Below are 20955 nucleotides of genomic sequence, written 5' to 3' on the forward strand. Positions count from 1 at the left end.
ATTTTTAGACGTGGCTCCCGAGTTTTTTAACAATAATTAAGCTTTTCAAGCTTTTAGTTGATTTTCTCGGGGTGCTGAACTAACGAAACGAACGTCGTTAGATGGTGGCGATGTGCAATGGTGCCACTATTTTGTAATTATGGCGACCGGTTTTTATGTCCTATGGCCAGTATGGATCGTCGCCAGAATCAGGGGAGTGTGAGGTGGGTCACATTTTAGGGGCGCAAGGTTATTTTTGCCACTAAGTGAACAAGTTCACAGACAGACGATTATTAACATGGCTTGAGTGTGTCTTTTGATAAGACATATTCTCCGTCACCAAATCGGGCAACGACTGTAGATCTGCCAATTGTTTAATTGCAGATACTCAACGCCTGAATGCAGTTGACCGGGCGCTCTTGAAGAGCGTTCTGACGGAGGATTAATGGATTTACTGACCTTGTTCAAGGTGTTGGTTTTAGGTGCGGTAGAAGGTCTCACCGAGTTCTTGCCCATCTCCAGTACGGGCCACCAGATTATCGTTGCCGACTTGCTCGACTTCGGTGGCGAACGCGCGATGGCGTTCAACATCATTATTCAACTGGGCGCCATTCTTGCCGTCGTCTGGGAGTTTCGCCCGAAGATCTTCGAGATCGTCAAAGGCCTGCCGACCCAGCGCAATGCACAGCGTTTCACCCTTAATCTGCTGATCGCATTCTTTCCAGCCGTAATTCTCGGCGTGTTATTCGCCGACGCCATTCATCATTACCTGTTCAACCCGATCACCGTGGCGGTCGCACTGGTGGTGGGCGGTATTGTGATGTTGTGGGCCGAAAAACGAAATCATGTGGTGAGTGTCGAGCATGTCGACGACATGGCCTGGTCCGACGCGCTGAAGATCGGTTTCGTACAGTGCCTGGCGATGATTCCCGGCACCTCGCGCTCCGGCTCCACCATCATCGGCGGCCTGCTGTTCGGCCTGTCGCGCAAAGCCGCCACGGAGTTCTCGTTCTTCCTGGCAATGCCTACCATGGTCGGTGCGGCGGTGTATTCCGGATACAAATACCGTGACCTGTTCCAGGCAGGCGACCTGCCGGTCTTCGCCCTGGGCTTCGTCACCGCATTCGTGTTCGCCATGATCGCCGTACGCGGCTTGCTGAAGTTCATTGCGAACCACAGCTACGCCGCGTTTGCCTGGTACCGGATCGCGTTTGGTTTGCTGATCCTGGCGACGTGGGTGTTTGGCTGGGTGAACTGGACGGAAGCGGCGGCCTGATCACTGACTGCTGATCAGCGCGGCGACAGCGAGGTCGCTCAACGCTGTATCAGGTGATTCCCGACGAAAACGCTGCAAGGCTGACGTGAAATACGCGGCTTGCAGCATGCCGTCGCTGGCGAGGTAGAGCCGCGCGTCCTCGAGCTCCGCAGCGGAGTAAACGCGTTTATGGCTGTCGGTGGTTTCTTGCGAGGCCGTAAAGGGCGTGAGCAGCAAAGAGACAAGTGTGAAACCAGACAGCTTGGTCACCTCCCATGGCGTATCGGTGTTACCCAGACACAACCCATCGCAGTGGGCCTGAACATTGGACGTGACGCAAAACAAGGCAAGGAAGGTGCAGCGCTTGAAGCCAGAGAAATTCAACGCGGGCATAAACAAAAGACATCCTGTCAGTACATCAAAAGAACCACAGCAGCAGGCAACGCTCATTCGTTGCCCGCACATTCAACGCGTCGATCAACGACCCGCCAACAACTCCGCCGCCTGATCCAGCAACGCCAGCGGATCCTTGGCCTTGTGAATATCCACCGACAACAACTGCCGAAACTTGCGCGCCCCCGGGAAGCCGGTGCCCAGGCCCAGCACATGTCGGGTGATGTGATGCATCGCCCCGCCAGTCGCCAGATGCGCGGCAATATAAGGTCGCAGCTGCGCCAAGGCCTCGGCCCGGGTGATCACCGGCGCCGAACTGCCGAACAACTGCTGATCCACCTCGGCCAGCAGATACGGATTGTGATAAGCCTCACGGCCCAGCATCACCCCGTCAAAGGTCTGCAAATGCTCATGGCAGGCCTCCATCGTCTTGATCCCGCCGTTCAGAATGATCTCCAGCTCCGGAAAATCCGCCTTCAACCGCGCCGCCACGTCATAACGCAGGGGCGGAATGTCACGGTTCTCCTTCGGCGACAACCCCTCCAGAATCGCAATCCGCGCATGCACGGTAAAACTGGTACACCCGGCATCTCGCACCGTGCCGACGAAATCGCACAGCTCCTCATAACTGTCCCGCCCATTGATCCCGATCCGGTGCTTCACCGTCACCGGAATCGACACCGCATCACGCATCGCCTTCACACAATCCGCCACTAACTGCGGATGCCCCATCAGGCACGCACCGATCATATTGTTCTGCACCCGATCACTCGGGCAGCCAACGTTCAGATTCACCTCGTCGTAACCGTGCTCCTGCGCCATACGTGCGCAAGCGGCCAGGTCCAGCGGGACGCTACCGCCCAACTGCAAGGCCAGAGGGTGCTCGGCTTCGTTGTGACGGAGGAAGCGTTCGTGATCGCCGTTGAGCAGCGCGCCGGTGGTGACCATTTCGGTGTAGAGCAGGGCGTTTTTCGACAGCAGGCGCAGGAAGTACCGGCAATGACGGTCAGTCCAATCCATCATGGGCGCAACGGAGAACCTTCTTGATAGCGTAGAGCCGGTGTTTGTTGGGTATGTAACTGAATTCTGTACCATTTTGCTCTACGTGTTTTAAGCCGGTTTCAGGGGTAAATAGGCGTTTTCTGAGGTCGGTTGGTACAATGTACCAACCACCTTTCAAATTGTACCAGTTGACTATGGCCACGATCAGAGCACGGAAACGCACCGACGGCAGCACCAGTTACACGGCACAGATACGCCTGTTTCGCGATGGGGCGCAAGTTTACCAAGAGAGCCAGACCTTCGCCCGAAAACAGGCCGCACAGGCTTGGGTACGTAAACGAGAAACCGAACTGGATGAACCAGGTGCGATCGAACGGGCGAATCGACCGGGTGCGACGATTAAGGAAATGATCGATCGGTACTTGGCCGAGATGACCAAGGCGCGCCCTCTCGGGAAGACGAAGCTCGGCACGTTGAAGGCGATCAGCGAATGCTACCTGGGGAAGTTGAACGACAGAGATGTAAGCAGCCAGCACCTGGTCGAATACGCGTTATGGCGCATGGGCAAGGAGGGCGGGGGCGTTCAGCCTCAAACCGCCGGCAACGATCTCGCACACCTGGGCGCGGTTCTCTCGATAGCTCGGCCCGCTTGGGGGTATGAGGTGGATCCGCACGCAATGGCGGACGCCCGCCGAGTGTTGAAAAAGCTCGGTTACAACATGAAAAGTCGCGAGCGCGATCGCCGGCCCACCTTGGAAGAACTCGACAAACTGCTGACGCACTTTCGGAGTATTCAAAGCCGTCGCCCGACTTCTATCAACATGCTAAAGCTGACTGGATTCGCGTTGTTTTCCACGCGTAGGCAAGAAGAGATTACCCGGATCCGGTGGGATGAATTGGATGAAGCAGGCCATCGGGTTCTGGTTCGTGACATGAAGAACCCTGGGCAAAAAATCGGTAACGACGTCTGGTGTCATTTGCCGTCGGAAGCATGGGAGATCCTTCAGACCATGCCTAAAGTGTTGCCTGAGATCTTTCCTTACAGCGCTGAATCCGTGTCGACGTCCTGGACAAGGGCCTGCAAAATCCTGGGCATTGAAGATCTGCACTTTCACGATCTGCGTCACGAAGGCGTCAGTCGTCTTTTTGAAATGGATTGGGATATTCCGCGAGTGGCGAGCGTGTCGGGCCATCGAGACTGGAACTCAATGCGCCGTTATACCCACTTGCGCGGGCGAGGGGATGTATATGCAACTTGGGAATGGTTCGAGCGCATCCTGCAGGCGCCCGTAAAACTGGGCGCCAAAACGTTGAAGTGAATTAGCTGCTGCGCGGCGCGCTATTCAGTTGGTTACTTTCTTTAACTGCTGCAGCGCGCTGTTCATCCAGGTAGGCCGACAGGTCTGCAATGTGAACACCTTTCGCACTTTTTTGGCTCGGCTCCATGCGAGTAATCGGGAGTTTTATCTGCCCGGCACCCACTTTGCGTTGAAACATATCCGTTGTCAGGTGCGTGAAATAATCCTGGCACACTCGATCCAAGGGAATTACTACTTGGCCATTGTATTGGGCCATCAGTACAAACAGCGTTTTCATAGTGCGATTCCTTCGAGTGAGTAAGTTCGATCAATTGGGGGGCGGTTGGCTGTTGATTTGCCTGCCAGTAGTTGAGCGACAACAGCGAACTCTGCCGCATCGATGTCGCCCAGCTCCTTAGCGAAAGTGGTAAGACATTCAAGCCGGATCCGCGCTGCTTCAGTTTTCCGTACGCGATAATCAAACAGCGCTGTACCTACGATTCTGATAGCCATCAGATGCCGTGCATGCGGGTCACTGTTGTTGAGTGTGTTAGCCTTTAAATCACTGCTGCTTTGGTGCCTTGCTTCCATAGTATTGCCCTCAGTGGTGGTTGATGTCGGGGGGCTGCAACTCCTCGACATCGCTTCTATTCCGTCAGTCCCGACGGGCGAGGTGAATAACCAGGTCAGCGTAATTCGGGTCTTCCTCTGTACAGGATTGCCATTCCAGTACGCTCAAAATCTGCTGTGGGCTGCACGAGTCCACCAGGATTTCGCGCTGGCCACCTGCAGCACGAACTTCAAGAATCTGCAGCAGCCCGTCCTCGCCATAAGCCCCGGCTTGAATCACTGGCTGGCTCTTCCCCAGTGCATTCAGGCGATCGATGATCTCCTGCAGCTTGTTCGTGTTGCCGTCGCCGGCATTACCCATAAAAACTTGGATTTGCATCGGTGTAGCCTCCTTTTCACGCTTTGAAGATCCAGCACTTGACCGTCGTTGGACGGCCCGGCGCCAAGGGTGTTCTGCTGTTCATCGCTGCGCGGACTGCGCTGTGTACGGCTTTATTTGCTTCCAGAAACTTGTGCGAGCGTGACTCTTTCAGCAGGTCGCGCAGGGTGGCCACGTCGGCCAGCTTCTGTTTGTGTTCTGCGGCTCGTTCGCTGAATTCGTTGAGGTTGATCGCAATGACGCTCGGGTCGCTGCTGTGATCGACCAAGGGGTCATCATTGAGCGATTCGAGGTAGTCGTAGACTTCCCAGAATTCGGCAACGGCTGGGTGGTCGGAGCTGATTGAGGCTTGGCGCTCGATCGCCATTCGGACGATCTGCCGCTGGGTCGCTGCTACCTGAGGTTCGTCCAGTTTCAGAACCAGGCGCAGGGCATCGAGCAGCGAAAGCAACTGCGCGTGGTTCTTGCTGATCCGCTCCACACGGATGTATCCGCGCAGGTCGGATCCGCAACTGCGGCAGTTACCTTGATCGCTTGGGAACTCGGTTCCGCAGTCGAAGCAGTGGGTGTGCAGCCGGCGCAGCTTTGCTTCGTGTTCGGGCATGCGCTGGGCGAAAAGCTCGAGGACGGCCGACTCTTTACTGACGGCCCGAATCAGGAAATGGCTGAGTGTGCCGCCGTCCAGGGCGTTCAGCTTGTCCGCTGCAGCGCGGCTTTCCGGGGTGACGTTCGGGCGTACAAAGTGCAGCTTGACGATGCGCGTCATGATCGCTTCGTGAGCCACCACGGCGGCGTTTTGGCTGATGGCGATGGTCCCGCGAAAAGGCGGTTCGTACGTTTCGTTGCCCGCGGTTTTGACGCCTTTGGTGGCCAACGTGCCGCCGCCGTAGAAGTCTTTCAGTTCATCCCATTCAAAGGTTTTCGCGTGCGCCCGATCGTCACTGTGGCGATCGGCCTCAAGAAACACCACCGGCATGCCGGAGACCTGCCCCATCAGGCGCGAGCGACCCGCTTTGGTCGACTTCATCGGGTCGAACCCTTCATAGCCTTCGCGGCCCAGCAACTTCCACAGCAGGTTGAGCAGGGTGGTCTTGCCGGCGCCGGCCTCGCCGGTGGCTTCCAGAAACGGGAAGGACTGGTAACGGGCGCGGATCTGCTCGCAGAACAGCGAGCCGAAGAAGAACACCAGCGCAACGAAGCCCTGGGCGCCGAAGCAGGTCCATAGCAACCGTACCCACTGTTCTTTGAAGTCTTTGCCGTCCCGCTGCAGCTTGATCGGGACACCCTTCTGCAGGGTTTTCAGGCGCAGCTTGCCGAACTCGAAATAGTCTTCGCTGTTGACCTTATAGGTAATGCCGTCCTTGATCGCGATATCGCCGTAGACGTAGCAGGCGTATTCCTTGCTGTAGCCGACATAGTCGATGGTTGATACGGTTTTGATGCCGAACAGTTGGTCCTTCATTAGCTTGTCGAGCTGCTGCCCGCTGCCGGTGAACATAGCGCCGGCGGCCATGCCGAGCAGGCGCTTTTTGAATTCACTGGCGGCGGACAGCTGGCCGCTGGTGAAGGTGTTTTTCACGCTTTCGGAGTCGTGAGGGAAGTCCACACGCAGGTAATACCAGGACTCGTCGGTGACTTCGTTGCGCTGAAAGTACAAGGCTTGTGGGTAGCAGTTGGCGATCTCCACGACGCTGCCGGATTGCTGCAGCGCTTTTTCGCGCTGTTGCGCCTGGTTGAGCAACTGGTCGTCGTGGTTCTCACTGTCCTCGATGTCGGACATGGCCCGGTTGAATTTCTCCATGTCCAATTTGAACCAGTACAGACGGTTGCCAAAGCCCAGGTGAAATTCCCCGCGCTTGTTCCAGTCGTACATGAGCAAGGCCTTTTCCGCTGCGCTTTCTGCCAGCAGCAGAGCGCCCTGATGACGGGCCTGTTTGAGGTCCGTAGCGATTTGTTCGGCGCGCTTGGCATCGTCCTGAATGAAATTCCAGCGCTGGTGCAGATCGTTCCAATCAGATTTGCGGCCGTCGCGTTGCAGGATCTGTGCTGACTCGCAGACAAAACCCAAAGCGCGGGCTTCGCGGACCCAGCGCCGGGTGTAGGCGTTAGCACTCGGTTCGTTGTCCAGCGCCCAAACCAACTTGGGCAGCTTGCCGCCCTCACGGGTTTTGATCAGCGCCTTAAGCGAGTCCCCCGGGAACGCGTTGGACGACATGGCCGACACTGCCGCGATGTCGTTGTGCACCAGGGCGATGGCATCAAAGATGCCCTCAACGATCCAGACCTCCTTGACTTCGAGCAGGTCGACGCACGGCGGGCACCACCAGACACCGCGATAGCTGTCCTTGGATTTGAAGCGCGCCTTCATCTTGCCGAATCGGTGCGGCTGATCGATCAGGCGTTCCCACCAGCCGCCTTTTTCGAGGGCGAAACGCACTGTGGCGCTGCCAGCATTGTGTTCAGGCGAGTAGAAGCTTTCCTGCGTGAACCAGCCCTGAACCAGCTCAAACCGAAAACCTCGGGCGTATTCCAAGTAGGCCCGTGCGGTGGCATTGGGGTGCTGGTCCGTCGCCGGCGCGCGCTTGCTCCAGTCTTCAAACAGATCGTCGTACAGCTCTTTCACGTGCAGCGTATGGCCGCATTTTTCCGGGCGACCACAGATCACCATCCAGGGCGTATCGAATCGGGAATACAGCTCCTTTTTTTTGCATTTGGGGCAGGTGCCACCGCGCATGTAATCGGTGCCCACGCGGTGCTTCAGTCCGAAGTCGAACTGGAGGCGTTGCAGCACGTCGTGGCGGAGATCTTCTTTCATGATTACTTCACTGCTTTGAGGCTGAGGGAGAGGGCGGCCATCAGGCGTTTTTGGGCAGCCATCACCGGAGTTCTTTCGAGGATCGAGCTGTGCCGTTTTTCTTGTGGGACATACCGGTATTCATCCGCATACCAGTAGTTGTTGAGGTTCAAGCGGTACTGCTCACGCATCGCAGCCAGAAGTGCTTCGGCCTCTGCAGGTCGCAACTGGGTGGTCAGAATTACGGCGTTTGCCATCTTGGAACCTCGATTTCGGGCGCAGCTCACCCAAACCCACGGGGTGCGGGGCAGGCGTTTGTGTGAGGGTTGGTTTTACGAGTTGGCTAAGCGCAAGCGGCCAAGGTCTGGCGCGTTGATGATTCGCTCATAAATGAGGCTGACCGGTACGGCCCATTGTCTGCCGGTGACCGGGTCGACAATCACCGTGTGCGTCGACGTGCTGCTCTGAATGTTCAGGCGTTGCCGATCGCGAACGGCAACCATGGTGGTATGTGCCAAGTGGGCGATCTTTTCAGCGACTTGCGTTTGCACGTCGTAGTCCGCAACGAGGTGTTGTACGGCTCGGCTGAACAGTTGCTGGTCGTCGCTCAGGTGTTCGCAGTGATGACGTTCAAGAAAGGACAGCGCCGCGCTCTGCAGGACATCCTGGTATTCCGGTACCGCAGACAAATTGTTCATTGAGCTTTTCCTGCGCGGTAAAGAGCGATGGCGGCCAACACTTCTGCGTGCCTCGCGGCTACGTGAAGGTTGTGTGCGTCCATTATTACTTCGGCTTCTTCATCACTGATCGATCCGTCTTCAATGGCGGCGGCAATGGCTTGATCAACACATCCCCGCTTTGCAGAAACTTGTACGGACCGTGTGTAAAGTTCGACATTGTCGAGCGTTCCAGGATCAGCCATGGGAACGAACAAGCCTCCATACATTGACGCGACGTAGTTGGGGAAATGGTGCGTGCCGCAGTCCTGCTCGAGCAGGAAAATGTGTGCGTCACTGAGTGGGCTACAGCCCGCATTTTCGTACGCATGGTTGTCGAACTTTTTGAGCTTTAGTCCCAAGCGTGCGGCGGCAGCTTCGCGTCCGCCGGTGTAGCTGCGGATGATTTCGCTCATGACTTCTTTGCGCGTGTCTAGGATTGGGTTTTTCATCTTCTACTTTTCCCTGTTGAGCGCCGCGACTACTGTTCGATCACGCCGTTTTTAATGCCGAGTAATACTGCGGCTCGGTGTGCCTCCCCACGGCGACACTGGCTTTGGCCACTCAGCACCGCATAAACGGTGCTGGGACTTAAGTCGTGTAGAAGTGCAAAGTCTTTCGCGGATTGCCCGCGCTTTTCTAAAGCTTTCCGCGCTTTCAGGCGGGCTTGCTCGCTGATACTCATCTTCGGCATAGTGCAAATCCATGCAATTTCATGTGGTGTGAAATGCAGAATGATGCATCTTGATGCATTTGTAAATATTTGGGATGAATGATTTTGCATCTTTCTGAAGAAATTGGTTCCCGCTTGCAGGAAGAGCGCAAGCGCTTCGGCATGACACAGGGCGAGATTGCCGAGGCAATTGGCGTTGTGAAGCGAACCCAAGCAAATTACGAAGCAGGAACTAGTGATGCTCCCGCTCCGTATTTGAGCAAGGTCGCGCTGCAATTCGGCTTTGACGTTCCCTACATTCTCACTGGTGTTCGCACAAACCTTGCTGAAAGTGCTTTGAGCGATATCGAAGGCTGTTTGATTAAGCAGTTCCGCAGTATTCCAGAGGACGATCAGAAGGCTATTCGCCGCATCCTTGAAGCGATGGCCGACGACGTCGCCAGGCAGAAGTCTTAACTCGCGACAATCCTGCGCAGTCATTGGGATAACTCTTATTCCAATGCACTTGCCTGCCCCCCATAAAGCCCGTTCAGCAGTGCACTTTATGGAGTAGTTAGCATGTTGGATCGCAAGAAGAACGATCAAATCAACCTCGGGCATGTCGGGTCGGAACCAACCGTACTCACGGACATCGAGCGTCGACTGATCGATCTGTATCGTCGGCTGAGTCGCGTTGAACAGCAGCAGGTTCGTCGCGTGGCTGAGATACTGGCAATCAACCCAAAGGAGAAAGTAGGGGGCTGAACGTCATTCTTTGAATGATCCCGATCGCCAACGCTGTAGCGTTGGCGGTTTGTACCTACGCTACCGCCTGCGATCCCAACTGCTCGAAAAGCTCCCGCTGCTTTGCCCTGGGCAACTCGCGAAACCGATCGATCAACATGCGTTCGAAGGTCTGCGAAGACGGACTGAGCGTGTGTGAGAACGTCAGGTTCGTCACCCACGTGTGTCCGCACCTTGCGTCCAGGCATTGGCAATACAGCTTCACGAACTCCGTTGTTACCTCTTCCCTTGAAGCAATTCGGCCCTTGTGGCCGCACTTGCATACAACTCTCATTGTGTCCCTCCCCAGGGGCAACTGATCGCCACCATGTTGCCACAATTTGTAGTGGCATTCGCTTAGAAAGGTTCTTCATGTAGTGGCATCCACTGCATTCGGCGCAGGTTTCCAGCTAAAGCGCCTGTCTTCGCGTAACTGGTCATTGAGCTGATCGAACAGCTGGCAAATCGGTCGAATTTCGTTGCTGGTGTACACGCGATCGATCTTCTCGATGTCGCCGAAACCCCCGGTGTTTTCCGGGATGATGCCGGCCAGAGCGGGGTTCATCCGCCAGGCCGCGATGACATCGTTTCGGGTGATGTTCTTCACCTTTTCCAGCTCGTCTTTCGCCTGGAAGTCGCCCACCGGGATGATCTGAATCGCGTTCTCTTTGCCGTTGGGGATGTTGACGAACATTGAGCGGAAGTTGCCCACACCTTTGCTCGCGCTGATTTGGGCGCGCAGCTCGTCTTCGTCTTCTTCGGTCAGGTCGGGGTCGTTGGTGTAGAAGATGTAGCCGGCGTGCGCGCCGTTGCTGTAGTAGCGCCGGCGGAAGAGGGTGGCGGCCTCATTCAGCAGCAACGCCTGCAGGCCGCCCAGGTAGTCCGGAATCCCGTAAATGTTCTGTTCTACGTCGTAGTCCAGGACGTGGGAGATTTCGTGCGCCTCAAACTCCATTTCCTTGTTGTCCGGCAGCAGCATCACGTAGCCGCCGTCGACCTTCACGCGCATGTTGATCGCCGGCAGGTGCTGCAGCTCCAGCACCTGGCCGAATGCGTTGGTGTCGTTGTAGAAGTACGCTTCACCAAACACCATGTAGTCCAGTCCGGCGCGTCCCATCGTCTCAGTGCTGCAGCCCGCCGAGGCGATGAACTCACGCAGCAACAGGTTGCGCTTGAACTTCGGAATGGCGCCGTGGTGCGCGTTGGCGCGCAACAGCTTGGCCAGGCCAGCCCGTGACACCGGCGGTTTGTAGATCTTGCCGTCGTCGCTGGGAAACACACCCACGTACTCGCCGATGTTGCCGGACAGCACCTGCTCCGGCTCCCCGAACGTAAACGAGCGCATTGGCTGTTGCTGTGGTTGGGCTACGTGGTGCTTTCTGCGTTTGCGGTTGGCCATGGCTGCTCTGGTTACTCGTGACGTAGCGGCTACGGCGCCGCTTGTTGGTGTTCAAAGGTTCGTTGGACAGGGCGTGCATCACCGCCCAGGCAATGTCGGCGTGACCGGTGGCCTCGGTACGGGATGCGCTGTAAGTGATCTGGCCGCTGTTAGTGGCGCCGCGCTTGATGGTCAGGAACGCCTGGGCGATGTCCGTCCAGCCCGCGTCCCACTCGATGCGACTGCCTTGGATCGTGTCCTGGGCTTTCAGCACCAGGGCGTTTTTCGCTTCCAGGCTGTAGTGAATCGGCGTTGCCTTTGCGTAGAAGTCGCGCACCAGGTCGAACACGCCGTAACCCACGCCGGTGACATCGATTCCGATGTGCTGCACGTTGAAGCGCTCGGTCAGCTTCTTGACCTGCGCGGCCTGGTAGGTGAACGAGTGGCCCCGCCAGCTGTGCTTTTCCAGAATCCGGAACTTCGCCCCGGGTTCGAGCGGCGGCGCAATGACCACGCAGGTGGCGTCGTCGCGTGTGCGGCTCGGGTCGTAGCCCAGCCAGACCGGGCTGTTGCCAAACGGGCGATCCAGATCGGAGTTGTAGTCCTCCCACAACGACAGATCCGAGTAGCAGCGCTCCAGATCCTTGAGACTGAAAGCGCTTTGAGTGCTGTCGATGAACTTGCAGTAGAACAGCTGCTGGAATTTGTCCTCGTCGTACTCCAGCTGCAGCTGCTCCAGGTCGAACAGATCGCAGCCGCCGGCGATCGCATCGTCCAGGGTGATGGTCTTGCGCCACTGGCCGTCCGGACACAGCGCGCCCTGCGTATAGGCCGCTTCACTCGGCCATTCGCCGCCGGCCTTTTTGCCGCGCTTGCTGTTGCGGAATTCGTCGCCCGACCAGAACGGATACGCCTGGTGCGACACGGCGCTGGGCGTCGAGAAATAGGTTTTGCGCCATTTCTTGTGGGTGCCCATGGCGCTGGCGACGGTGCTGAGCTTTTCGAAGTCGCGAATCCAGAAGTATTCGTCGACGTAGACGTGGCCATGGTAGCCCTGGGCGGTGCTGCTGTTGGTGCTGAGAAAGCGCAGTTCGGCGCCGTTGCTCAGGGTGATCGGGTTGCCGGTCAGCTCGATACCGAACCACTGCTGGGCGAACTGGATGATGTAGCTACGGAAAATCTCCGACTGCGATCGGCTGGCCGACAAGAACACCTGGTTATCACCGCTCAACACGGCGTCCATGAACGCTTCGCCGGCGAAGTAGTAGGTCAGACCGACCTGGCGGCTTTTGAGGATGTTCCGGATGCGGCGCGTCAGCGGGTTCTGTTTCGCCTCGAACAGCTCTTTCTGGTAGCCGTACATTTTCGAGATGAACTTATCCAGGAAGTCCACTTCGGTCAGGCCGCTGATGTCGTTCTTCGCCTTCTTTTCGCGCTTCTTGCCGCCGCCCTCGCGCCGCTCACGGCGTTGGCTTGGCTGGTGTTCGTCAGACTCGTCCGGACGGTCGGCAGGCGCTGCCGGCGCAGGTTTCGCCGCGAGTTTTTTTAGGCGCTCCAGCAGGCTTGTCAGCCGCTCCAACTCTTTCAGCTCGGCATCCGTCAGCGGATCGATCTTTTCCAGAATCAGGGTGATTCGTCGGTTGACGGCGCTCAACGGTTCTTCGTCCGTCAGCATCTCGTCCCAGCCGCCTTGGCGGATCCAGTAGTAGACGATGCGGATGTTAGGCAGCTTCAAATGCGCTTGGATTTCCTTCACCGAACAGCGGCGCAGGTATAGGCGTTTTGCGGCTTCTTTGACTTCGGTCGGGTAGTTCATGGGCCGCAGTCTATGCGGCGAAAACGCTGGAAACGCGGGGTTAAATCCCAGCATTCGCCTATATCCGGAAAATAGGAGAACGCCGAAAACCAACCGTTTGTTTGGGGCAAATCGGCTCCCTATCGTGGCGGCTCATTCAACGATTGAGCGCAGTTACCGACCATGCCCCGTTCCCTTGTCTCCTACTGGAAACGTGTTGCCACCAGCGGCCCGACCGTCGATGGCCGCGAGATCCTGCCCCAGGAACTGCGCGACATCGCCGAGACCTACACGCCTGCCAAATACACGGCGGTGATCTGGTGCGACCACGAACGCTGGCCGGGTTCCCACGGCACCGTTTTTGCCGTGCGCTTGGTTGAAGAGGGCGAGGATCTGGAACCTGGCCAGATCGCGCTGGAAGCTCAGTTGAAACCGAACGATCGCCTTCTGTACCTCAACGACCAGGGCCAGAAGCTGTTCAGCAGCATTGAAATCACCCCGAATTTCGCCGGCAGCGGAAAGGCCTATCTGACTGGCTTGGCGGTGACAGATTCGCCGGCGAGCCTCGGCACGCAAGAGCTGTATTTCTCCAATCGCACCAGCCGCGCCGCGTACTACGCCGCCTCGCAAGAACTCGGCCCCCTGCGCGAAACCGAGCCGCAGGGCGAGATCGGGCGCCTTGCCGCCATGTTCACCCGCCTGTTCAAGCGTTTCGGCATTGAAGACACGCCCACCGAAACCACCCCGCAAACCCCAACCGAGAGCAAACCCCCAATGGATGAAGCTACCGCAACGGCCTTGAAAGCCCTGCTGGCCCAGCTGCTGGTCGTCGCTGCCGGCATTCAGGCCGTGATCGAGCCTGCCGCCGAAGACGCACCGGAACCCGATCAAGCCCCGATCGATGACGTGCAGTCTGCCGTCGACGACATCGTCTCTACCGCCGAGGAAGAGAAGCAACTGAGCCGCCAGAAGAATGGCAATCAGGCGCTGGCTGCCAGCTTCGCCAAGCTGCAAAAACAGTTCGACGCGCTGCAGAACACCGGCACCGGTCGCCACCTTCCGCGTGTACATGGCGCGGCTGACAAAACCAAACCACGGGTACTTTGACCATGGCTGCTCATTCCCTGAGCGCCTATGGCGCGAAAATGTATGCCGAGCTGCAGCTTGCCCTCGCCGAAACCTACGGCGTCGACCTGGCCAGCAAACAGTTCAGCGTGGAACCGTCGGTAGCCCAAGAGCTTAACGACGCCATCACGGCAAAATCGGACTTCCTCTCGCGTATCAACGTCATCGGCGTGAGCGAGATCAAGGGTCAAAAGGTTTTCCTGGGCGTATCCGGCCCGGTGACTGGTCGCACCAACACCAAGACCACCGACCGCGAAGCAAAAGATGCGTCCGCGCTCGATGACAGCACTTACGAACTGTCATCGACCGAATCGGACGTGGGCCTGCCTTACGCGAAGATCGATGCCTGGGCCAAATTCCCGGACTTCCACAAGCGCTATTCCGATGCAGTGCAGAAGCAAATCGCCCTGGATCGCATCATGGTCGGTTTCCACGGCACCCACGCGGCAGCGCAGACCGACATCGGCGCCTATCCGATGCTACAGGACGTGAACAAAGGCTGGCTGCAGCAACTGCGCGAACAGGCGCCGCAGCAGGTACTCAAGGAAGGTAAGACACCTGGCAAGGTCACCATGGGGCCGGGTGGTGATTACGAAAACCTCGACGCCCTGGTGCATGACACCAAGCAAATGGTGGACGAGCGTCTGCGCGACGGCGGCGACCTGGTGGCGATCATCGGTTCCGACCTGTTGGCCGCTGACAAGGCCAAGCTGTACGCCAAGCAGGGTGACACCCCGACCGAGAAAGAGCGCATCGAGGACGCCCAGGTGATCGCCACTTATGGCGGTTTGCCGAGCTTCAGCTTGCCGTTCTTCCCGGTCAACGCTGTGCTGGTCACCAGTTGGGACAACCTGTCGCTGTACTTCCAGGACACGAGCTGGCGCAAGCAAACCGTGGACAACCCGAAACGTTCCCGCGTCGAGGATTACAACAGCCGCAACGAGGGCTACGTGATCGAGCAGCTGGAAAAGATCGCGCTGACCGAAAACGTGGAGCTGGTGAAGTGAGCCTGGCCCTTGCCCACAAGCGCCGCATTTTGGCTCAGGGAACTGCTGCAGTGATCGCTGCTGCAGCGGCACCGCTGGCGTATTCGCCGGCGGAAGCCCTGAGCAGCCCAGCCAACGCGAAAAAACACCTGCAGCTGATGCAGGCCTCGCTGGATGAAGACCTGAAGCGCTTGAGCGATTTAAAGAACTTGGCGAGCAAACAAACGCTTAAGCGAACTGAGTTGCTGCCCAAGTACCAGGACTTCATTCAGCGCTACATGGATTCGGGCCTGGTGATGCAGAACCCCGTCCTGGTGCAGGTGATGGTCTGGCTGTTCGACACCGAGCAGTTCGAAGACGGTCTGGAACTGGCGGACTTCGCGATCGAGCAGGGCCAGGAAATGCCGGAGCGCTTCAAGCGCAACGTGCAGACGTTCGTAGCGGACGCGGTGATCGAATGGGCTTTCCGTGAATACAACGCCCAGCGCAGCCCGGAACCGTACCTGTCCGACCTGCTGCCGCGTGTCGACGGCGAATGGGATCTGCCCGAACAGATTCCGAGCAAGTACCACAAGTTGATCGGCATGCGCGCCATGGAGGCCGAGCAGTGGGAAACGGCGCTCAAGCACCTGGAACGCTCCACCGAACTGCACGCCAAGGCCGGCAACGAGACACGCATTGCGAAATGCCGCAAGGCGATCGCCAAACAAGCACCCGCCGTCACCGGCGCCCAATAACCGACTACCCCCCCAGCGGGGAACTGTGGACGTGTGTCTGCCATTTATGGACAGCCCCACGAAAAACAGTCTCCCCGCCCTAATTCGAGCGGTCAGCAATGAGCTTTTCCGGGAAACCCACCACTGTTGTGGAACAGGCGATCGAGAACGACGGCTTTTGGCCGAACCTCTCCGTGGCCGAGTTCCAGAAGGGCTATCGCCTTCCGGCGGAGTTCCTGGGCGACCTGCTGACCGACGCTTTGTTTATCGCAATGGCCGAGGTCAACGATGACCTGGCCAAGCTCAAAACCAGCTGGCTGGCAGCGGGCATCGTCGCCGTAGGAGCAGCCGATCCGATGCTGCTGCCCGAGCGTGCATTGAAAGCCAAGCTGTACAAGCGCGCCGTGTATTGCCGCGCCAAGGCCAGCGCCCTGCAGCAGTTCGCGACCGTGACCCGCCGCGAGAGCGCCGAGAACACCGGCAAGGAAGCGCCGGAGCGTGAAGACACGTTTCTGGCATTCAGTCAGCAGGCTGTGCGCGCTCTGCAGGGCCGTGGCCGCATCACGGCGGCACTGCTATGACCAAGTTGCAGGCGTTGACCGCCTACCTGCTGGAACGACGCCTGGTCGAGCCTGAACAGCTCGACAGCTGGACGGAGCAGGTAAAGCTGTCGCTGATCTGGAAACCCGACGTCGACGGCATGCACTTTGCCGACATGCACTATCGCGCCGTGATTGTCCTGGAGCGTTTCGCCGCCAATCCGGCCCGCATGATGGCATTGGTGGGCAGTTGGCTGGAGACCCACGACGCCGACCGCGACCGCCACGAACTGCCGGCGCCGGAATTCGCCGTGGAGCCCCTGGACAGCGATCTGTTCGACGTGGAAGTCACGCTGGAATTCGTCGAGCCGCAGTATCTCTCTGAAGAACCGGACGGCGAGATCCAAGCCTTCGGCAAGACCTGGGCGTTCATCCCGTTTGACCTATGGGTCGCTGAGCGCGGCGAGGTGGCCACCAGTGGCGGGGCGTAGCACGTTCGAACTCGACGTCCGGGGACGCCTGGGCGTGCGTGAGCAACTGGCTTTGCTGGCTTTGCCACCGCAATTGCGCCGGCGTTTGCTGAACCAGGTGACCAAGCGCGTGCGGACGATGAGCCGCAAACGTCAGCGCGCCCAGCAGAACGTGGACGGTTCGGCGTTCGCCCCGCGCAAGGGCGAGAGCAAGGGCAAAAAGAAGATGGAAGCCGGCCTGGCCAAGCTGATGGTGGTCACCCGCGTGACCGCTGACGAAGCGGAACTGGGCTGGAAAAACGCCCTGACCCGATGGGTCGCCGCCCAGCAGCACTACGGCGTCAGCGAGCGACGCACCGCCGCGCAGATGCGCCGCTGGAACAAAACCCCGCCGGGCCTGGCTGCCACCGAGAAACAGGCAAAGCGCCTGCGCCGGTTGGGCTTTCGTGTGCGTCAGGCCGGCAAAAAGACCCTGACCAGGCCGTCAGTGGCGTGGATTCAAGAGCATGTGAACTACGCCAAGGCAGGTTTGCTGATCCGCATCCTGGACGACCAGCGCAGCGAGTCGTCGGGCGCGCAGAGCTGGGAAATCACGCTCCCGAAACGCCAGTTCATCGGCGCCGAAACTGAACGCGACACCGACCTGCTGATTAGCCAGGTGTTGCAACAAATCCTAACTTCACCCCGCTAACGAGGCACTGCATGGCACTCGGTCAAGTCACCGTCGACAATCTCAACCTGGGCCAGGGGCCTGTGAGCGAGATTGAGCGTTATTTTCTTTTCATCGGCCCCGCTGGCAAGAACGTCGGCCAGATCCTACCGCTGAACACGGACAGCGATCTGGACGCCGAACTGGGCGTTCCGGCCAGCGACCTTAAAACCCAGATCACCGCTGCCCGTCTCAACGGTGGCCAGCGCTGGGCATGTGTCGCGGCTCCGATCGGCGCCGAGGGCAAATGGGACGAGGCGTTGGAGAAAGCCCAGCAGCAGGGCTACTCCGTCGAATCCGTGGTGATTACCAAGCCGGTGACCGCTGCCGCCGAGCTGTCGGCGATGCATGACGCTGCGATCGCCCTGAACAACACCTACGGACGCCGCGTGTTCGTCATGGCGTCCGCGCCTGGCGTCACCGCCGAACAGACCTGGGCGCAGTACGTCAGCGAGCGCAAAGCGCTGTTGGCCAACCTGGCCGCGCCGCGTGTGCTGGTCGTACCGCAGTTGCACGGCAATGACCTGGGCGTCCTGGCCGGTCGCCTGGCCAATGCTTCCGTGAGCATCGCTGACAGCCCGATGCGCGTGGCCACCGGTGCCGTGCTGGGCCTCGGACCTGTTCCGATCGATGGCGACAAAGTCCCGCTGACCTCGGCAGTGCGCAGCGAGTTGGATCGGGCGCGCTACTCGGTTTCGCAGACTTATCCCGACTACCCGGGCGTGTACTGGGGCGACGGCAACATGCTGGACACCGCCGGCAGTGACTTTCAGGTCGTGGAATACCTGCGCATCACCGACAAGGCCGCTCGGCAGATCCGCCCGCTGCTGATTCGCCGCGTCGCCGATCGCCGCTTGAACAACACCCCCAACAGCATGGCGGTCAACACCAACCAGTTGATGGCGCCGCTGCGCGCGATGGCCAAGTCCACCACGTTCGCGGGCCAGGTGTTCCCCGGCGACATCGAGCCGCCGAAGGACGGCGACCTGGTGCTGACCTGGCTGACGAAAACCAAGGTCGCGGCCTACATCAAGCTCAAACCCCACAACTGCCCGAAAGACCTGACCGCGAACATCGCCCTGGATCTTTCCACTGACCAAACGGAGTAACGCCCCATGGCGAAGATTGGCGGCAAAAACTTTGACGTGAGCCTGGGCGATATCGCGCTGCACGTTGAAAGCTGCACTTTGGATATCACCGACAACTCGGCAGTGGCCCAAACCCGGGGCGTGCCAGACGGCACCGTGGACGGTGACGTGGCCGCTGCCGGCGAATTCGAGCTGGATACCACCAATTTCAATCTGCTGATCGACGCGGCACGCTCGGCGGGCAGCTTCCGAGGCCTTAAACCGTTCGATGCGGTGTTCTTCGCCAAGGCCGGCGAAGACGAGGAACTGCGGGTGGAAGCGTTCGGCTGCAAGGTGAAGCTGTCCAGCCTGCTGGCGATTGACCCGAAGGGCGGCGAGAAGTCCAAACACAAGGTTCCGTTCGACGTGACCAGCCCTGATTTCATCCACATCAACGGCGTGCCGTACCTGGCTGCGACTGAGATTGAGGGGCTGCGCTGATGGTGGACTGGTTCGACCGCGCCCAGGAGCTGGAGCAACGCCAACGTGACCAGGCGATCAAGGCCCAGCTGAGCAAGGCTGTGCCGGTCGGGCCGAGCCTGACCCATTGCCAGGACTGCGACAAACCAATCCCGCCGGCGCGCCAGGCGCACGGCGGCATAACCCGGTGCGTCCCGTGCCAGACGGACGTCGAGAAGAGTAAACGCCGATGACCACTGAAACTTCGCGTCTGGGAACGCTGGAGCGGCAACTCGCCGTGATCGAGCACCGCATGAACGAGTTTGAGGGTCGTCACGACACCGTGCCGACTCGCGTGACCAAGCTTGAGCAGCAATTCGAAAACATGACTGGCCAGCTCAAGGAACTGAACAAGGGGCAGCATGCGTTGACCCTTGCGGTCAACGTGATCGGCTCCAAGGTCGGGCGCTTGCTGACCATCCTGACGCTGGTTGGCGCCGTGCTGCAGATGGTCGTGCCGGCACTGCTGCGCGTGTGGTTTCCATGAGCCTGCGCGGGCGGATAGCCGCCGGTTTGATCGCGCTGGCCAGCACGCCGCTGGTGATCTTCCTGGGCACCTGGGAAGGCAACGGCCAGAACATCGTTTACGCGGACAAGCTCGCCGGCGGACTGCCCACGGTTTGCAAGGGCATTACCCGGTTTACCAGCCCGTACCCGGTCGTCGTCGGCGACTACTGGTCGCCCGCCAAATGCACCGAGGTGGAGCAGCTGGTGATTCGCAAAACGCAGCTGCAGCTGGCCGAGTGCATCACCAACCCGAATGTGGGCCAGAACACGTTCGACGCACTGACCAGTCACGGCCACAACTTCGGCGTGACCAGTACCTGCGCCAGTCGAGCGGTCGCGCATATCAACGCCGGCCGCATCGCCGAAGGCTGCAAAGCCCTGGCATGGGCGCCGGACGGCAAGACGCCGGTATGGGCCTTTGTGACTGACGCCAAGGGCCAGAAGCGCTTTGTACCGGGCCTGCACAACCGCCGGCTGGCCGAATCCCGGCTGTGTGCGGAGGGCTTGTGATGCTGCGCGAAGCCTTGTTCCTGGTCGTGCTGTGCCTGGTCGCCTGGATCGGTTTCGACGTACTCGAAGGTCAGCGCGACGAAGCCAGACGCGAGCGCGACAGCGCGAAATGGGAGGCCAGCGGCCTACGGGAAGCGGCACGCATCAGCGGCGAAATGCTCGCCGAGCGGGACGCGATCGACCAACGAAACACCAAGGAATTGATCGATGCACGCATTGAAAACGAACACCTGCGCCGCGCTGTTGGCGATGGCACTGGGCGGCTGTACGTCAGCGCCACCTGTCCCGCCTCCGGATCTGTGTCCGCCACCGCCGGCACCGCCCGCGTGGCTGATGGAGGACGCGCCGAACTCGCTGCAGACGCTCGACCTAATTATTTCACCCTCCGAGATCAACTCGCCAAAAGCCGGCAAATGATCGTCGGACTGCAGCAATACGCCCTGGGCGTTTGCCGGCGATCGCCGGCGCGCCAGGACACCACTTTTCCCAACCTCAAAAAGAGCGATACCCCATGAGCCAGCAAAACACCGAAATCACCCTGGAAGTCGGCGAAAACGAATTCACCTTCAACCTGACACCGGCGGACGTGACCAAGTACTTCAACGCCCTGACCCAGACCAACAAGGTCGCCCCGGGCAACAACCTGCTGATGACCACCGTGCTGCAGGATCAAAAAACCGTGCTGAAACCGCTGCTGGGCAACCCGGTGATGGTGATGCAGCTCGCCGGCGCGCTGCTGGAGGAGTACGCACCCAACGTTGAGGTGATCGTAAAAAAGCGCTCGAGCACGCTGAGCGCTTGAGCGAAAACGGC

At 59.0% G+C, this 20955-nt stretch carries 29 protein-coding genes; 17 read left to right on the forward strand and 12 right to left on the reverse strand.

Features of this window, described 5'->3' with window-relative positions:
• Positions 1-424: 424 nt before the first annotated feature.
• Complete coding sequence (locus tag ACKLNA_RS00440; protein ID WP_134827547.1) at positions 425-1255, forward strand: undecaprenyl-diphosphate phosphatase; 831 nt, start codon at positions 425-427, stop codon at positions 1253-1255.
• Here ACKLNA_RS00440 and ACKLNA_RS00445 read toward each other — a convergent pair whose 3' ends face one another.
• Complete coding sequence (locus ACKLNA_RS00445) at positions 1256-1627, reverse strand: DUF2388 domain-containing protein (RefSeq protein ID WP_408984503.1); 372 nt, start codon at positions 1625-1627, stop codon at positions 1256-1258. It lies immediately after the preceding gene.
• An 84-nt stretch (positions 1628-1711) separates the two neighbouring features.
• Entirely contained in the window at positions 1712-2722 is a 1011-nt protein-coding gene (dusA, locus tag ACKLNA_RS00450) for a tRNA dihydrouridine(20/20a) synthase DusA (RefSeq protein ID WP_408984504.1), read from the reverse strand.
• Positions 2723-2823: 101 nt separating this feature from the next.
• On the opposite strand from dusA, the gene ACKLNA_RS00455 reads away from it, so the two are divergent.
• Positions 2824-3948 carry a site-specific integrase gene (locus tag ACKLNA_RS00455; RefSeq protein WP_408985536.1) on the forward strand — a complete coding sequence of 375 codons (1125 nt, stop codon included), beginning with the start codon at positions 2824-2826 and terminating at the stop codon, positions 3946-3948.
• 1 nt (position 3949) lies between these two features.
• On the opposite strand, the gene ACKLNA_RS00460 is transcribed toward ACKLNA_RS00455, so the two are convergent.
• The 7 genes from ACKLNA_RS00460 to ACKLNA_RS00490 all read right to left on the reverse strand — a co-directional run bounded on the left by ACKLNA_RS00460 (position 3950) and on the right by ACKLNA_RS00490 (position 9080).
• Positions 3950-4225 (reverse strand): pyocin activator PrtN family protein, encoded by a 276-nt coding sequence (locus ACKLNA_RS00460; protein WP_025111104.1) that lies wholly within the window; start codon positions 4223-4225, stop codon positions 3950-3952.
• 357 nt (positions 4226-4582) lie between these two features.
• Complete coding sequence (locus ACKLNA_RS00465) at positions 4583-4876, reverse strand: hypothetical protein (RefSeq protein ID WP_408984505.1); 294 nt, start codon at positions 4874-4876, stop codon at positions 4583-4585.
• 16 nt (positions 4877-4892) lie between these two features.
• Positions 4893-7691, reverse strand: a complete 2799-nt coding sequence (locus ACKLNA_RS00470) for a toprim domain-containing protein (RefSeq protein WP_408984506.1) — start codon at positions 7689-7691, stop codon at positions 4893-4895.
• 2 nt (positions 7692-7693) lie between these two features.
• Positions 7694-7927, reverse strand: coding sequence for a hypothetical protein (locus tag ACKLNA_RS00475; RefSeq protein WP_408984507.1), 234 nt, complete (start codon positions 7925-7927; stop codon positions 7694-7696).
• Positions 7928-8002: 75 nt separating this feature from the next.
• Positions 8003-8368, reverse strand: coding sequence for a hypothetical protein (locus ACKLNA_RS00480; RefSeq protein WP_408984508.1), 366 nt, complete (start codon positions 8366-8368; stop codon positions 8003-8005).
• The gene (locus tag ACKLNA_RS00485) at positions 8365-8838 is read right to left on the reverse strand and encodes a YmfL family putative regulatory protein (protein WP_221397792.1); all 474 of its coding nucleotides are present in this window, start codon (positions 8836-8838) and stop codon (positions 8365-8367) included. The genes ACKLNA_RS00480 and ACKLNA_RS00485 overlap by 4 nt, the downstream gene beginning before the upstream one ends.
• Positions 8839-8867: 29 nt before the next feature.
• Complete coding sequence (locus tag ACKLNA_RS00490) at positions 8868-9080, reverse strand: DNA-binding protein (RefSeq protein ID WP_221397791.1); 213 nt, start codon at positions 9078-9080, stop codon at positions 8868-8870.
• A 78-nt stretch (positions 9081-9158) separates the two neighbouring features.
• On the opposite strand from ACKLNA_RS00490, the gene ACKLNA_RS00495 reads away from it, so the two are divergent.
• Complete coding sequence (locus ACKLNA_RS00495; RefSeq protein ID WP_260328947.1) at positions 9159-9515, forward strand: helix-turn-helix domain-containing protein; 357 nt, start codon at positions 9159-9161, stop codon at positions 9513-9515.
• Between the two features lie 102 nt (positions 9516-9617).
• Positions 9618-9803, forward strand: coding sequence for a hypothetical protein (locus tag ACKLNA_RS00500; RefSeq protein WP_221397790.1), 186 nt, complete (start codon positions 9618-9620; stop codon positions 9801-9803).
• Between the two features lie 55 nt (positions 9804-9858).
• On the opposite strand, the gene ACKLNA_RS00505 is transcribed toward ACKLNA_RS00500, so the two are convergent.
• The 3 genes from ACKLNA_RS00505 to ACKLNA_RS00515 all read right to left on the reverse strand — a co-directional run bounded on the left by ACKLNA_RS00505 (position 9859) and on the right by ACKLNA_RS00515 (position 13015).
• Positions 9859-10116, reverse strand: coding sequence for an ogr/Delta-like zinc finger family protein (locus ACKLNA_RS00505; RefSeq protein ID WP_408984509.1), 258 nt, complete (start codon positions 10114-10116; stop codon positions 9859-9861).
• Between the two features lie 75 nt (positions 10117-10191).
• The gene (locus tag ACKLNA_RS00510) at positions 10192-11061 is read right to left on the reverse strand and encodes a phage portal protein (protein WP_408985537.1); all 870 of its coding nucleotides are present in this window, start codon (positions 11059-11061) and stop codon (positions 10192-10194) included.
• Entirely contained in the window at positions 10973-13015 is a 2043-nt protein-coding gene (locus tag ACKLNA_RS00515) for a terminase large subunit domain-containing protein (protein WP_408984510.1), read from the reverse strand. Before ACKLNA_RS00515 ends, ACKLNA_RS00510 begins: the two co-directional genes overlap by 89 nt.
• A 162-nt stretch (positions 13016-13177) precedes the next feature.
• Between ACKLNA_RS00515 and ACKLNA_RS00520 the strand changes: the two genes are divergently transcribed.
• The 13 genes from ACKLNA_RS00520 (at position 13178) to ACKLNA_RS00580 (ending at position 20944) form a co-directional block, all read left to right on the forward strand.
• A complete protein-coding gene (locus tag ACKLNA_RS00520; protein ID WP_408984511.1) occupies positions 13178-14101 on the forward strand; it encodes a GPO family capsid scaffolding protein in 924 nt (307 codons plus the stop codon).
• Positions 14102-14103: 2 nt separating this feature from the next.
• A complete protein-coding gene (locus ACKLNA_RS00525) occupies positions 14104-15126 on the forward strand; it encodes a phage major capsid protein, P2 family (RefSeq protein WP_408984512.1) in 1023 nt (340 codons plus the stop codon).
• On the forward strand, positions 15123-15842 hold the full coding sequence (gpM, locus tag ACKLNA_RS00530) for a phage terminase small subunit (protein ID WP_408984513.1): 720 nt from the start codon (positions 15123-15125) through the stop codon (positions 15840-15842). Before ACKLNA_RS00525 ends, gpM begins: the two co-directional genes overlap by 4 nt.
• Before the next feature lie 98 nt (positions 15843-15940).
• Complete coding sequence (locus tag ACKLNA_RS00535) at positions 15941-16402, forward strand: head completion/stabilization protein (protein ID WP_408984514.1); 462 nt, start codon at positions 15941-15943, stop codon at positions 16400-16402.
• Complete coding sequence (locus ACKLNA_RS00540) at positions 16399-16851, forward strand: phage tail protein (protein ID WP_047293131.1); 453 nt, start codon at positions 16399-16401, stop codon at positions 16849-16851. The genes ACKLNA_RS00535 and ACKLNA_RS00540 overlap by 4 nt, the downstream gene beginning before the upstream one ends.
• Entirely contained in the window at positions 16838-17521 is a 684-nt protein-coding gene (locus ACKLNA_RS00545; RefSeq protein WP_197869380.1) for a phage virion morphogenesis protein, read from the forward strand. Before ACKLNA_RS00540 ends, ACKLNA_RS00545 begins: the two co-directional genes overlap by 14 nt.
• 11 nt (positions 17522-17532) lie before the next feature.
• Entirely contained in the window at positions 17533-18648 is a 1116-nt protein-coding gene (locus ACKLNA_RS00550; RefSeq protein WP_408984515.1) for a DUF2586 domain-containing protein, read from the forward strand.
• Positions 18649-18654: 6 nt separating this feature from the next.
• Positions 18655-19107, forward strand: coding sequence for a phage protein (locus tag ACKLNA_RS00555; protein WP_025111123.1), 453 nt, complete (start codon positions 18655-18657; stop codon positions 19105-19107).
• Positions 19107-19319: a TraR/DksA C4-type zinc finger protein gene (locus tag ACKLNA_RS00560; RefSeq protein ID WP_085649261.1), complete on the forward strand. Its 213-nt coding sequence runs from the start codon at positions 19107-19109 to the stop codon at positions 19317-19319. The genes ACKLNA_RS00555 and ACKLNA_RS00560 overlap by 1 nt, the downstream gene beginning before the upstream one ends.
• On the forward strand, positions 19316-19612 hold the full coding sequence (locus ACKLNA_RS00565) for a hypothetical protein (protein ID WP_408984516.1): 297 nt from the start codon (positions 19316-19318) through the stop codon (positions 19610-19612). Before ACKLNA_RS00560 ends, ACKLNA_RS00565 begins: the two co-directional genes overlap by 4 nt.
• Positions 19609-20142: a lysozyme gene (locus ACKLNA_RS00570; RefSeq protein WP_408984517.1), complete on the forward strand. Its 534-nt coding sequence runs from the start codon at positions 19609-19611 to the stop codon at positions 20140-20142. Before ACKLNA_RS00565 ends, ACKLNA_RS00570 begins: the two co-directional genes overlap by 4 nt.
• Positions 20142-20657 (forward strand): lysis system i-spanin subunit Rz, encoded by a 516-nt coding sequence (locus ACKLNA_RS00575; RefSeq protein ID WP_408984518.1) that lies wholly within the window; start codon positions 20142-20144, stop codon positions 20655-20657. The genes ACKLNA_RS00570 and ACKLNA_RS00575 overlap by 1 nt, the downstream gene beginning before the upstream one ends.
• Positions 20654-20944 (forward strand): putative phage tail assembly chaperone, encoded by a 291-nt coding sequence (locus ACKLNA_RS00580; RefSeq protein WP_282474485.1) that lies wholly within the window; start codon positions 20654-20656, stop codon positions 20942-20944. Before ACKLNA_RS00575 ends, ACKLNA_RS00580 begins: the two co-directional genes overlap by 4 nt.
• The last annotated feature ends 11 nt before the right edge of the window (positions 20945-20955 follow it).

Source organism: Pseudomonas sp. UV AK001, from assembly GCF_046097675.1.
In the GTDB taxonomy this organism is placed as follows: Bacteria; Pseudomonadota; Gammaproteobacteria; order Pseudomonadales; family Pseudomonadaceae; genus Aquipseudomonas; species Aquipseudomonas kribbensis.